This window comes from Lichenicola sp., from assembly GCF_965198575.1.
In the GTDB taxonomy this organism is placed as follows: Bacteria; Pseudomonadota; Alphaproteobacteria; order Acetobacterales; family Acetobacteraceae; genus Lichenicola.
Genome location: NZ_OZ240671.1, coordinates 1540909 through 1553107 on the forward strand (window position 1 = coordinate 1540909; position 12199 = coordinate 1553107).

Below are 12199 nucleotides of genomic sequence, written 5' to 3' on the forward strand. Positions count from 1 at the left end.
CTGCGAGGCAGTGGCCGGTCGAAAGCTTCATTCCTGGACGTCGGCGGTCACGATCAGGCGCATCAGGCTGTCCAGCCGATCCGCCTCGGCCGGCGGCTTGTCCGTCCGCAAGCGTCCGACCCGCGGAAATCGTAACGCGACCCCGGATTTGTGCCGGGTCGAGCGTTGCGCGGCGTCGAAGGCGATCTCCAGCACGATCCCGTTGCGCGGTTCATGCTCGACCTCCCGGACCGGCCCGAAACGCTGCGTCGTGTTGTTGCGGATCCAGCGATCCAGCACCACCAGCTCGGCATCCGTGAAACCGGAATAGGCCTTGCCCACCGGCACCAGCTCCTCGTCACCGGTCTCCGTCTCGCGCCACAGGCCGAAGGTGTAGTCGGAATAGAACGAGCTGCGCTTGCCGTGACCGCGCTGGGCATACATCAGCACCGCGTCGATGGTCAGCGGATCGCGCTTCCACTTCCACCACAGTCCCTTCGGCCGCCCGGGCAGGTACGGACTGTCGCGGCGCTTCAACATCAGCCCCTCGATCGAGGCGGCACGCGCTCCATCGCGCAGCACCGACAACGCCTCGATCGAGGGCGCCTGGATGATCTCCGACAGGTCCATCCGGTCTGGCGCCTCGCGTGCGTGGAAGGCCTCCAGCCTGGCCCGCCGATCGGTGAAGGGCAGCGGCCGCAGGTCCTCGCCCTGGTCGAACAGGATGTCGTAGAGCCGCACCCAGACCGGGAACTGCGCCATCATCCGGGCGGTCGGCGACTTTCGGTTCAGCCGCTGCTGCAGGTCGGCGAACGGCGCCACCACGCCGTCGCGCAGCACCAGCAGCTCGCCGTCCAGTACCGCGTCGAAGCCGAGCCGTTCGACGATCTCCGGAAACGCCAGCGAGATGTCGTCGGCGCCGCGCGAATAGACCCGCCGGCCGCCAGGGGTCGACACCAGCTGCACCCGGATGCCGTCCCATTTCCACTCGGCCGCGAAGGCATCGAACGGCAGTGCGGCCAGGTCCGGCGGCTCCAGCGGGTGCGCCAGCATCGGCGGCCGGAACACCGGCGCATCCTGCGGATCGGGACGCTCGCCGTGTCCCTCCACCCAGGCGAACAGGTCGGTGTACGGCGGTGACAGGCCGTGCCACACCTCCTCGATGTCGTCGGCAGCGATGCGGCCGCCGCTGAGTTCCGCGAGCGCCAGCTTGGCGAGCCTCACCGACGCACCGACCCTGAGTGCCCCGGTGATCAGCTTCAGGATCGCCAGCCTGACGGCCGGGGACGACGCATCGAGCCACCCCGCCACCAGCGTCGCCAGTTCGGCCTTGGGGGTGACGGCGAGCGCCTCCACCACTTCGGCGAGCAGCGGTGGCGGAGCATTGACCTGACGCTCTGGCCACATCAGCGCCACGGTCTCCGCCAGGTCGCCGACATAATCGTATGACCAGGCGAACAGCACCGGATCGGTGCGGCTCTCCGCCAGCGCACGGATCAGGCCCGGCTTGGCAGCCTGGAACGAGAGCTCGCCGGTCAGTGCGGCCAGGCCGATGCCGCGGTCCGGGTCCGGCTCGGTCTCGAAGAACCGCCGCAGCAGGGCGATCTTGGCGAGCCGCCCCGGGCTCAGGGTCAGCCGCTCGAGCAGTTCGGCAAAGGCGATCATGCGGGGAGCGCTGTCTCGGAAGCGGGCGCGTCGGTTGCCTTGGCGCCGTCCTCCCCCTCCTCCTCGTCGCCATACCCGACTAGGCGCAATGCGCGGCCCCGTCGCCCCTGACCGGCCGCTGCATGGATCAGCGCTTCCTCCCGGCCATGGGTGACCCAGATCTCGGGCGCGTCGACATCGATGAGGGTCCGGCAGAGCTCGTCCCAGTCGGCATGATCGGAAATCACCAGCGGCAGTTCGACGCCCTTCGCCTTCGCCCGCTGCCGCACCCGCATCCAGCCGGACGCGAGGCAGGTGACCGGATCCGCCAGCCGCCTGGCCCAGCGATCGGCGATCGCGGAGGGTGGCGCCAGTACGATCGCGCCGGCGAGCTCGGCCTTCGCCGCGACGGTCGCCGGACGCAGGTCGCCCAGCGGCACCCCCATCGCCTCATAGGCCCGACACACCGACATGAGCGCCCCGTGCAGATAGAGCGGCCCGTCCCAGCCGGCCTCACGGATGAGCCGGATCAGCCGCTGGCATTTCCCGAGCGCGTAGCAGCCGACGACGTGGGTGCGCTCGGGGAACAGCCGCACGCTGTCGATCAGGCGCGCCACCTCGCCCGCCGGTGGCGGATGGCGAAACACCGGCAGCCCGAACGTCGCCTCGGTGACGAACACGTCGCAGGCAATCGGTTCGAAGGGCAGGCAGGTCGGGTCGGCGACACGCTTGTAGTCACCGGAAACGACTGCGCGGCTGCCCTGCCACTCCATCGCCACCTGGGCACTGCCGAGTACGTGGCCGGCCGGCTGCAACCACAACCGCACGCCCCCTTGGGTCACGACCTCGCCGTAGCCGACCGCCTGCTGCGCCCGCCCGGACCGGCCTTCGCCCATCCGGACGTCCATGATCGCCAGTGTTTCCGCCGTCGCCAGCACGTTGGCATGGCCTGGCCGGGCATGGTCGGCGTGGGCGTGGGTGATGACGGCGCGGTCGACCGGATTGACCGGGTCGATGAAGAAGCCGCCAGGCTCGCAATAGAGCCCATCGGGCAGCACCTTCAGCCATGTGTCGGGATGCGGCATCGAGACCAAAGTCCGACAGGTCGCTTGTGGTTGCGCCGGCCTGGGCACCGGTTTCGCGAACAGGCTGAAACCGCCCGCCCGGCCCCGCTCTTAAGAGGCCAGGAAGCGGTGGGAACGATCATCATGAGCGGATTTTTTTCGGGCGGCCTTGGCTCACTCGGTGGCCTGGTCGAGGGCAGCGGCGGCACCAACGCAGCGGGCGGCCTGCTGTCCGAAGTGTTCAACGCGGCCGGCGGCGTCCCCGGCATCGTCTCGAAGTTCGAGCAGGCGGGGCTGGGCGACAAGGTTCAGTCATGGGTCGGCCAGGGCAGCAACCTGCCGGTTGCGGTCGAGGACATCGAGCGCGTGTTCCCGCCGCAGCAGATCGAGAGCTTTGCCGAGGCGCACGGGATCCCGGCCGGGACCGCGAGTCAGCTGCTGGCGCACCTGCTGCCGCACGCGATCGACAACCAGACGCCGGACGGACAAGTGCCCGGCGGCCAGGCGTCGGACGAGCCGTCGCAAGCCGGGACAGGCTCCGCCGCACAGGGCGCACCGTCGCAGGGGTTAGATTTCGGCGGCCTAGTGCAGCGGTTGACGGGCGGAGATTGATCCGCAGGCGGAACGGGTCCACGGTGCGGCGGCTGTAGCCGCACCATCGGGGAAGACGAGTTGATGAGCATCCTGGATCGCAAGACGGCGTGGACGGCAGCCGGGCTGGGCCTGTCGCTGGTGTGTGTCGGTGCCCTGCCGGCGAACGCCCTGAGCAGCAAGGAATGCGGCGTCAAGTTCCAGGCCGCAAAGACTGCCGGCACGCTGAACGGCCAGAACTACAAGGCCTTCCGGACCGCCGAGTGTTCCAATGCCGCTGTTGCGGCCACCGACACCCCGGCGCCGGCCGCCACGACTTCGCCCGCTCCGACGGCAGGCTCGGCGCCGGCGACGGTCGCATCGACCACCACGGCACCCGCCAAGGCAGATGCCGCCACCGCCGCCGTCGGCACTGCGACCTTCCCGACCGCGGTGAATACCAAATACGCCAGCGACAAGCCCGGCAAGGCCCGCATGGAGACCTGTCTCGACCAGTACAAGGCGAACAAGGCGTCGGGCGCCAATGGCGGGATGAACTGGATCCAGAAGGGCGGGGGCTACTACAGCGCGTGCAGCAAGCGGCTCAAGGGCGCCTGATCAACCCTACTCCGCGGCAACCCGGCGACGGCGTTTGCGGGTGAGCAGCCGCCAGGACAGCGCCAGACCGGCACGCTGCTGCGCCAGCCACGATCCGCTGGCCAGCGCCTCGGGGGCGCGGAGGTCGCCGGTCTCGATCACGTCGCGGCGAAAGTCGGCAGTACGCAGAGCCATGTCCCACCATGGGAACACGCCGCCGTAATTGCAGGAATTGCGGCCGCTGGCGTCGAGCCCGTGATGCGCGCGGTGAAACTGCGGCGACACCAGCAGCCGCTCGCCGATGCGCCCAAACGAGATCCGCGTGTTGGCGTGGCTGAAGCTCTCGACCAGCCGCAAGGTCAGCACCAGCAGCGGAAACTGCATCGGCGGCACCCCGATCAGCAGCCCGGCGCCGATGAACCACACGTATGTGATCACGTCGTCGAGCACATGATTGCGATCATCGGACCAGAACGTCATCTGGCGTTGGGCGTGATGCAGCGCATGCAGGCCGTACCACCAGCCGAAGGTGTGGCTGAAACGGTGGCGCCAATAATCGGCGAAATCCAGCACCACGGCGTAGATGAAGAAGGTCAGCACCGGCATGCCGAGCAGTGCCGGGAACAGTCCCTCAAGCGTCGGCGGGATGTAGCCGTGGTCGGTGAGCCAGCCGTTCATCGCCGTCTGGATCCAGTAGAACCCGAAGAAGGTGACCAGCGGGAACACGCCGATCCGCGCGATCAGCGTGTAGAACACGTCCATCGCGACGGTTTCGCGCCGCTCCCAGCGGATCAGCGGCCAGAAGCGCTCGGCCGGCACGCAGATGGCGTAATTGATCAGCACCTGCAGCACGCCATAGACCGCGAACAGCGCCCACATGAAGGACACGTCTTCCCACTGCATCTCGCCGGTGCGGAACAGGATCGGCAGCAGGATGGTCTCGTGGATCCAGCCAGCGATCCAGGCGAACGGGTCGATCACGACAACGGGTTCTCCTTGCAGATCCGGCTTGCCGGCCAGGTCGGACGTCTTGGCGTCAGGGTAGCGCAACCGCGGACCGCCGGGAATGCTCGGCACCCAGCCCCCTGGCAGGCCCGCGCGGATGGCCATATCTTGTGCGAGGCGGAGAGGTCCCTGCTATATCGGCGGACGCCGCGGCCGGACTCGCCTGGTTGTCGCCAGGTGCGCCCGATTGGAGAGTTATGGATGGCCGCACGCCGGCTGCTGATCGTCGAGGACGAATTCCTCATCAGGATGACACTGGCCGAGGTCCTGGCCGATGACGGATTCGAGGTCGTCGAAGCCGGGGATGGCGACGAAGCGCTGGCGGCGCTGCAACGCGAGCCGGATCTCGCCGTGATGCTGACCGACATCCAGCTGCCGGGCTCGCTCAACGGTCGTGAACTCGCCGCCCGCGCGCGGGAGAGCCGGCCGAACCTGCCGGTGATCTTCATGAGCGGGCGACCCGATCCGGATGCGGTGACGAGCCCGTTCGACCTGCACGTCAACAAGCCCTATCTGCCGTCGACGATGTCGGCCGCGGTGCGCCGCCTGCTCGGCGACAGCTAGACCCGATGATGCGCATGACCGGAGCGGCCTGATGTCGGGAGCCAACCGCCGCCCGCGACCGGCCTCGCGCGCCGCCTCCCGGATACGGGATCCGAAGCCGCCACTGGACCACCGGGCGGTCGTCAAGGCGAGCTTCGATGCGCTGCAGGATGGCCGCTTCGCCGAAGCGCGGCAGGTGCTGCTCCCGCTCATGCAGGGCTCGGTCGCGGAATACGATTTCGAGACGCGCCTGCTGATCGGGCTGACCCTGGCGGCCACCGGCGAACCGCTCCGTGCGGCCCCGCTCCTGAATGCGATCGCCGCCGAGCGACCACAGTCGCTGCACCCGTGCATGGACCTGTCGACACTGCTCCACAAGCAGCAGCGGCGCGCGGATGCCGAGCCCGCCTTCCACGCCTGCCTGGAACTCACCCCAGACGATGCCAGGCTGCGGCTCGGGCTCGCCCAGCTGCTCAACGACCTGTACCGCTTCGACGAGGCGCTCCGGGAGATCGACCGCAGCATCGCCGACATGCCCGGCTACCATCCGTCGCGCAACCAGCGGGCGATCATTCTCGCCGCCCTCGGACGCACCGACGAGGCCCTGGCCGAGTTCCGCCACGTGGTCGCCGAGGATGCCGGCAATTCTGCCGCCTGGGCGAATATCGGCTGCACGCTTGCCGCGGAGGGCGCGTTCGAAGAGGCCCTGTCGGCCTATCGCCGCAGCATCCAGCTCAAGCCGGCGGAGCCGCAGGTGCGGCTGAACCACTCGATCTGCCTGCTCAAGGCCGGCCGCATGGTTCAGGGCTGGCACGAGCACGAATGGCGGCTGCGACTGCCGGGGCACACCCAGCTGCCGATCGGCAAGCTGCTTCCCAACCTCACCCCGCGCAGCGACTTCACCGGCCGGACCATCCTGGTCACCCACGAGGAGGGCATCGGCGACACGCTGATGTACTTGCGCTACGTGCCGCTGCTGAGCCGGCTCGGCGCCAAGGTGATCGTCTGGGTGCCGCAGAACCTGGCCCGGCTGTGCGCCCGGGTGGAAGGCGTCTCGGGGGTGATCGTCGCCGACCAGGTGACCCTCGAGGCGGACTGGCACTGCCCGTTCATCAGCCTGCCGCGGGCTTTTGCCGGCACCGAGCACATCTGGGGCCAGTTGCCGCCCTATCTCCACACCGATCCCGGCTGTGTCGCGGAGGCAGCGTCGCGGCTGCCGAAATCGCCGCGGATCGACCCGCTGATCGACCCGTTGGGATATGCGTCGATACCGAAGCTGCGCGTCGGGCTGGTGTGGGGCGGCGCGCCACGGCCGGAGTTCCTGGCGGCCAACGCGATCGACCGCAAGCGGAGCACCTCGTTGCGCCAGTTGGCACCGCTCGCCGGGCTGCGCCACGTGGAGCTGGTCAGCCTGCAGCACGGACCTTACGCGGCGGAGCTGAACGATCCGCCGGCCGGCCTGTCGCTGTTCGACCCGATGGCGACGATCGAGGACATGGACGATACCGCCAACCTGATCCGCAACCTCGATGTTGTCGTCACGGTCGATACCTCGATCGTGCATCTCGCCGGCGGCCTCGGCGTGCCGACGATCCTGATGGACCGCTACGACAATTGCTGGCGCTGGTTCCACGACCGCGAGGACAGCCCATGGTATCCCTCGGTGCGGATCGTCCGGCAGAAGCGCCAGGGCGACTGGGCCGGTGTGGTGGCGCGCGTTTTGCCGATGCTGCAGCAGATGGCGAACGCCAAACGCACCGGTTCCGACTGAGCTGCTAGGCATGGATGTGGGAGATCGCCGCCGCATATCCGCCGGATGATGCCGCGGCGAGATGATCCACGAGTGCCGCGCCTCCGCCGAGGCTCGTCGGCCGGCCCCCGGAAAGGCTGTTCGCGATCCCTGCCAGAAGCGGGCCGAGCTTTGCGGGGTCGGTGAAGTCGGCTGCAAGCGATGGCAGGTCCGCCACGATGTCGGTGAATGCACCGGCAAAATCCGGCGCATGCACGAACGACGTGATCTCCGCCGACAGCACCGGAAATTCGCTCTGGAACGCGTGCAGCGCCACGGCGTAGCTCGATGCCTGCAGGAGTGTCGGAACGTCGGCGCGAAGCCTCGGCATGTCGCCCACGACGGTGGCCAGGATCGTCGAGAGAGCGACGGTGTGCAGCCCGTAAGCCGAGTTCGGAATTGCCGTCATGTTGGCCGCCGATGCATAGCCGGGCAGGCCGTGATAGGTGCCCAGCAGGCCGTAGAACGCGTTGGTCAGCGCGGTCACTTGTGCCGGCGTTGCGGGCGTCGCGCCGGACAGCAGCTGCGCCGGCGAATATCCGCCGATTGCGGCGGCGAACGGTGCCAGCGCTGCAGCGTCCGCGGCACTGCCGAGCTGCACCACGCTGCCGTAATGATCCATCGCTTTGTTCGCGACGACGGCACTGGCCTTCTCCGCAGTGTCGGTTCCGTAATTGGCGAAAGGATCGCCCCTGTCGACATAGTTGATGAAATCGGCGGCCGGTGTTGCAGGCGCGTGATAGCCGGGAATGCCGGAGGCCGCGAAGGATGCACCGGCGAGGCCGGTCTGCGACGCGACATAGGAGGACAGCGTGCCCCCGAGGGAATGGCCGGTCACGTAGATCCGCGTGCCCGCGATGCCCTCGCTGGCGGCGACTGCCTGGACGTGCCTGGCAAAGCCGAGGGCGTCGGAGAATCCGGCAAGCTTCGATCCGGCGGTGCCGGCGATGATGCCGAGATCGAGCTGGTACTGCGCGGCGTTCGTCGTGCCCTGGTAGGCGATGAGAACGTTGCCCGACCTGTCGATGAACGCGGTCGCGGTGACGCCGCTCGCCGTGGCGATCGTGACCGGCCGGCCTGCACTATCGAGCATCACCCGGAGGCCGAGCGATGCGGCAGCCTGTGGCTCATACGCAGCCTGGGCAGCCTGTTCCAGAACCTGGATCCCGGGCGCGGTGCTCGCGATCTTCTCGATCCCGTCGAGGAACACGCCGACGTTGCCGCCTGAGGGCGCGACACCGCCACCATTCACGCTCTGCATCATGAGAACACCATCGAGAGGACGATCTCGATAATGACCGGCAGATCTTAACAGCAGGTTGACACGCCCGGCCGCACGGCTGCCGCGCTTCAGACCTGGCCCAGCACCATGCGAAGCTTGTGCGCGAGCTCGTCGCGCCGATACGGCTTGGTCAGCACCGGGAGGCCACCACCGACCACCTGGCCGGCCCCGACCTCGCCGACATATCCCGACGTCAGCAGCACCTTCAGGCCGGGCCGCAGACGCTGGGCCTCGATCGCAAGCTCGGCGCCGTTCATGCCTCCCGGCATCACCACGTCGGAGAACAGCACGTCGATCGGATCATCGCTGTTCAGGTACTCGAGCGCCTCGCTCGCGTTGCGCGACACCACGACCTTGTAGCGCAGCTCCTGCAGGCTCTCGATCGCCATGTCGAGAACCTGTTCGTCATCCTCGACCAGCAGCACGGTCTCGTCGTTCGCCGCCGGCCGCAGCGGCAGGCTGTCCACCACGGCCTGCTTCTGCTCGACGACGGCGTCGGGTGAGCGCGGCAGAAGCAGTCGCACGGTGGTGCCGATCCCGAGTTCCGACTCGATCAGCACGTCGCCGCCGGCGCTGCGCATGAAGCCGTACACCTGGCTCAGGCCAAGACCGGATCCCTTGCCGATCTCCTTGGTGGTGAAGAACGGCTCGAACGCGCGTGCGAGCGTGCGCGCATCCAGGCCGGAGCCGGTGTCGGCCACCGCCACCTCGACATAGGCGCCGGGTGCCAGGGTGCGCTCGACCGCCAGGTCCTGTTCGAGATCGACGTTGCGACAGGTGACGGTGATCCGCCCCGCGGCACGGCCTGATCCGCCTGCCTTGCCCGCCTGGATGATCGCGTCGCGAGCGTTGACGACGAGGTTCAGCACCGCCGACTCGAGTTGCGCCGGGTCGACCCGGACCGGATGGATCGCTGGCGCGAACTCGAACACCAGCTCCACCGCCTCGCCGACCGCGCGCTTGGCGAGTGCCTCGAACTCGTGCAGCAGCCGGCGCGGGTCGAGCGTTTCGGGCCGCAGCATCTGTCGGCGCGAGAAGGCCAGCAACTGCTGGGTCAGCTGCTCGCCACGCCTGGCCGCGGTCATGGCCGCTTCGGCCAGGCGCACCACCCGCTCGGTCCGCTCGGGCTTGCGGATCACCATGTCGAGGCCGCCGACGATCACCGTCAGCAGGTTGTTGAAATCATGCGCGACGCCGCCGGTGAGCTGACCGATGGCCTCCATCTTCTGCGCCTGGTGCAGCGCGTCCTCGGTCAGCCGCCGACCGGTGGTGTCCATGACGATCCCGGCCATGCGCACCGGCCTGCGCGCCGCACCACCGCTCGCCTCCTCATACTCGACGCGGCCCTTGGCGACGATCCAGCGCACGCCATCGCCCGCCTGCTTGATCCGGCACTCGATGTCGAGCGTGCCGCTTTTCAGCGCCTGGTCGAACGCGGCGGCCACCGGCATCCGGTCGTCCTCGATCACGGCTGAAAGGAACTCCCGGGCACCCCAGACTTCCTGGTGCTCGGTGAACCCGAAGATCGCGTCGTGCTGCCCCGACCGTCGCGAGGTGTCGCTCACCAGGTCCAGGTCCCACGATCCCATGCCGGCACTATCGAGCGCGAAGGCCAGCGTCTCGTGCGCCGCCTCGAGCTCGCGCGTCCGCGCCGCCACCCGCTGCTCGAGTGTCTCGTTGAGCCGACGCAGCTCGGCTTCGGACCGCTCGCGCTCCTGCAGCATCCCGCGTGCCTGGTACTGCCGCCGCCGGGCCCGCAGCGCGCCCTCCGCACCACGCAGCAGCGTCTCGGCATTGATCGGCCGCTCGATCAGCATGACGTTGCCGAGCCGTTCCAGGACCAGTGCGGCAGCCGGTGGACGGAGCCCGAGCTGCCTCGGCGCCAGCACGATGATCGGCAGATCCGACCAGGGCGGTTGCGCCTCGACCCAGTCGAGCAGCGGCTGCACGCCACCGGTCTCGAGGGCTTCCTCGGTGACCAGTACGCCCCCGACATCGCCGTCCAACTGGCTCCACAGCTCAGCCAGGCCCGGGCAGACGTCACAAACCAGGCCACCGCGCTCCAGCACCTGCGCGATGATCGCCGCATCCCGGCCGCGCGGCGCGAAGATGAGGAACCGTTCGGTCACGCTCCGGTCGAGCCGCCAGCGACACTGGTCCGCGACGCTTGCGGGCCCGCCTGGGGGCTCCCGTCCGCCTGCAGCATCGACGTCTCGCCGCGATAGGTCGGCAACCCGCTGAGCACGCCCTCGAAGTCGCGCAACGCCTCGCCCACCTGCAATCCGCCGGAACCGAGCCTGAATTCGCGGATGCTGTGCTCGTGGCGGCTGGTCCGGCTCTTCAGCACCGAGATCGCGGTCCGCACCTCGCCATGCGCCTCGAAGAAGCGGAACAGCAGGATGCTGTCGCTGAGGTAGCTCAGGTCGAAGTCGGCGCGGACCTCACCGACCAGACCGTGCTGGCCCAGGATCATCAGCGTCTTCACGCCGCGCTGGTTCAGGTAGTTCAGCAGCTCGTGCAGCTGCAGGATGAGGTACTGCTCGCCCGGCATCGCGTGCTGGTAGGCGTTCAGGCTGTCGACCACGAGCATGCTGGAGCCGTGCAACTCGACCGCTTCACGCACCCGGCAGGCGAACTCGCCGGGCGACAACTCCGCCGTGTCGATCTGCTGGATGGTGAGCAGGCCGCTCTCGACATAGGACCGCAGATCCATGCCGAGCGAGGCGCTGCGCTCCATGAGCGTGTGCAGGCCCTCGTCGAACAGGTAGTACGTCGCCCGCTCGCCACGCTCGAGTGCGGCCAGCACGCAGCGCACCGCGGTCGTGGTCTTGCCGGCGCCCGACGGACCGGTGAGCAACGTGTTGGTGCCGCTGACCAGGCCGCCGCCCAGCAGCGCATCGAGGCCGGCATTGCCGGTGCTGGACGATACGTCGGCGCGGTCCCGGCGATGCGCGGCAGCAACCAGCCGAGGGAACAGGATCAGGCCACCGGTATCGAGCCGGAAGTCGTGATAGCCGCCGAGGAACTTGACGCCGCGCATCTTGATGACGCGCAGCCGCCGCCGCTCGGAACCGAAATCGCGCGGCACCTGCTCGAGCGAGATGACGCCGTGCGCGATGCTGTGCAGCTGCAGGTCGGTGGGCTCGGAGGTGCGATCGTCGAGCAGCAGCACGGTGCATTGCCGGCTGGCAAAGAACTGCTTGAACGCCAGGATCTGACGCCGGTAGCGCAACGGGTTCTGCGCCAGCAACCGCATCTCGGACAGGCTGTCGAACACCACACGCGACGGCCGCAGCGCCTCGACCTGCTGCATCACCGCACGCGTGGTCTCGCCGAGCTCCACTTCCGAGGGGTGCAGGATCGACTGCTCGCTGTCCGGATCGAGCCCGGCCTCGTCGACCAGCTCGAACAGCGACAGCGCGTCCAGCGACCAGCCATGCGTGGCCGCGACCGCCCGCAGCTCCTCGGCGGTTTCCGACAGCGTGATGTAGAGGCCAACCTCGCCACGCTTGGCGCCCTCGAGCAGGAACTGCAGCGACAGGGTGGTCTTGCCGGTGCCGGGGGTGCCCTCGACCAGATAGACACGGTCCCGCGTCAGGCCGCCATTCAGGATGTCGTCGAGGCCGGCAATTCCGGTAGCGACACGCGAATCGTCCGGCTGGGGGACGGCAGGCGCGGGTCCGGTAATCGCGGCAGGCATAGGCAGATGTTCCCGGTGACAGGGGT

The 12199-nt window shown here is 68.5% G+C and carries 10 protein-coding genes; 4 read left to right on the forward strand and 6 right to left on the reverse strand.

The window, feature by feature from the left end:
• Window positions 1-27: 27 nt before the first annotated feature.
• Both ACOEQ2_RS07120 and ACOEQ2_RS07125 read right to left on the reverse strand, forming a co-directional pair.
• Window positions 28-1644 carry a cisplatin damage response ATP-dependent DNA ligase gene (locus ACOEQ2_RS07120; protein WP_419730682.1) on the reverse strand — a complete coding sequence of 539 codons (1617 nt, stop codon included), beginning with the start codon at window positions 1642-1644 and terminating at the stop codon, window positions 28-30.
• Entirely contained in the window at window positions 1641-2708 is a 1068-nt protein-coding gene (locus ACOEQ2_RS07125; RefSeq protein WP_419730683.1) for a ligase-associated DNA damage response exonuclease, read from the reverse strand. Before ACOEQ2_RS07125 ends, ACOEQ2_RS07120 begins: the two co-directional genes overlap by 4 nt.
• A 123-nt stretch (window positions 2709-2831) precedes the next feature.
• Here ACOEQ2_RS07125 and ACOEQ2_RS07130 point away from each other — a divergent pair, with 123 nt between their 5' ends.
• Together ACOEQ2_RS07130 and ACOEQ2_RS07135 are read left to right on the forward strand one after the other, a co-directional pair.
• Window positions 2832-3299, forward strand: coding sequence for a YidB family protein (locus tag ACOEQ2_RS07130; RefSeq protein WP_419730684.1), 468 nt, complete (start codon window positions 2832-2834; stop codon window positions 3297-3299).
• Between the two features lie 63 nt (window positions 3300-3362).
• Entirely contained in the window at window positions 3363-3875 is a 513-nt protein-coding gene (locus ACOEQ2_RS07135) for a hypothetical protein (RefSeq protein ID WP_419730685.1), read from the forward strand.
• A 6-nt stretch (window positions 3876-3881) separates the two neighbouring features.
• Here ACOEQ2_RS07135 and ACOEQ2_RS07140 read toward each other — a convergent pair whose 3' ends face one another.
• On the reverse strand, window positions 3882-4964 hold the full coding sequence (locus tag ACOEQ2_RS07140) for a sterol desaturase family protein (RefSeq protein ID WP_419730686.1): 1083 nt from the start codon (window positions 4962-4964) through the stop codon (window positions 3882-3884).
• Window positions 4965-5060: 96 nt separating this feature from the next.
• On the opposite strand from ACOEQ2_RS07140, the gene ACOEQ2_RS07145 reads away from it, so the two are divergent.
• Together ACOEQ2_RS07145 and ACOEQ2_RS07150 are read left to right on the forward strand one after the other, a co-directional pair.
• Window positions 5061-5423 carry a response regulator gene (locus tag ACOEQ2_RS07145; RefSeq protein WP_419730687.1) on the forward strand — a complete coding sequence of 121 codons (363 nt, stop codon included), beginning with the start codon at window positions 5061-5063 and terminating at the stop codon, window positions 5421-5423.
• Window positions 5424-5454: 31 nt separating this feature from the next.
• Window positions 5455-7173: a tetratricopeptide repeat protein gene (locus ACOEQ2_RS07150; RefSeq protein WP_419730688.1), complete on the forward strand. Its 1719-nt coding sequence runs from the start codon at window positions 5455-5457 to the stop codon at window positions 7171-7173.
• Window positions 7174-7177: 4 nt separating this feature from the next.
• Here the strand turns inward: ACOEQ2_RS07150 and ACOEQ2_RS07155 are convergent, their stop codons facing one another.
• From ACOEQ2_RS07155 to ACOEQ2_RS07165, 3 genes are all read right to left on the reverse strand, one after another.
• Window positions 7178-8455 (reverse strand): hypothetical protein, encoded by a 1278-nt coding sequence (locus ACOEQ2_RS07155; protein WP_419730689.1) that lies wholly within the window; start codon window positions 8453-8455, stop codon window positions 7178-7180.
• Between the two features lie 86 nt (window positions 8456-8541).
• On the reverse strand, window positions 8542-10602 hold the full coding sequence (locus ACOEQ2_RS07160) for an ATP-binding protein (RefSeq protein WP_419730690.1): 2061 nt from the start codon (window positions 10600-10602) through the stop codon (window positions 8542-8544).
• Window positions 10599-12173 carry an ATPase domain-containing protein gene (locus tag ACOEQ2_RS07165; RefSeq protein WP_419730691.1) on the reverse strand — a complete coding sequence of 525 codons (1575 nt, stop codon included), beginning with the start codon at window positions 12171-12173 and terminating at the stop codon, window positions 10599-10601. The genes ACOEQ2_RS07160 and ACOEQ2_RS07165 overlap by 4 nt, the downstream gene beginning before the upstream one ends.
• Window positions 12174-12199: the final 26 nt, after the last annotated feature.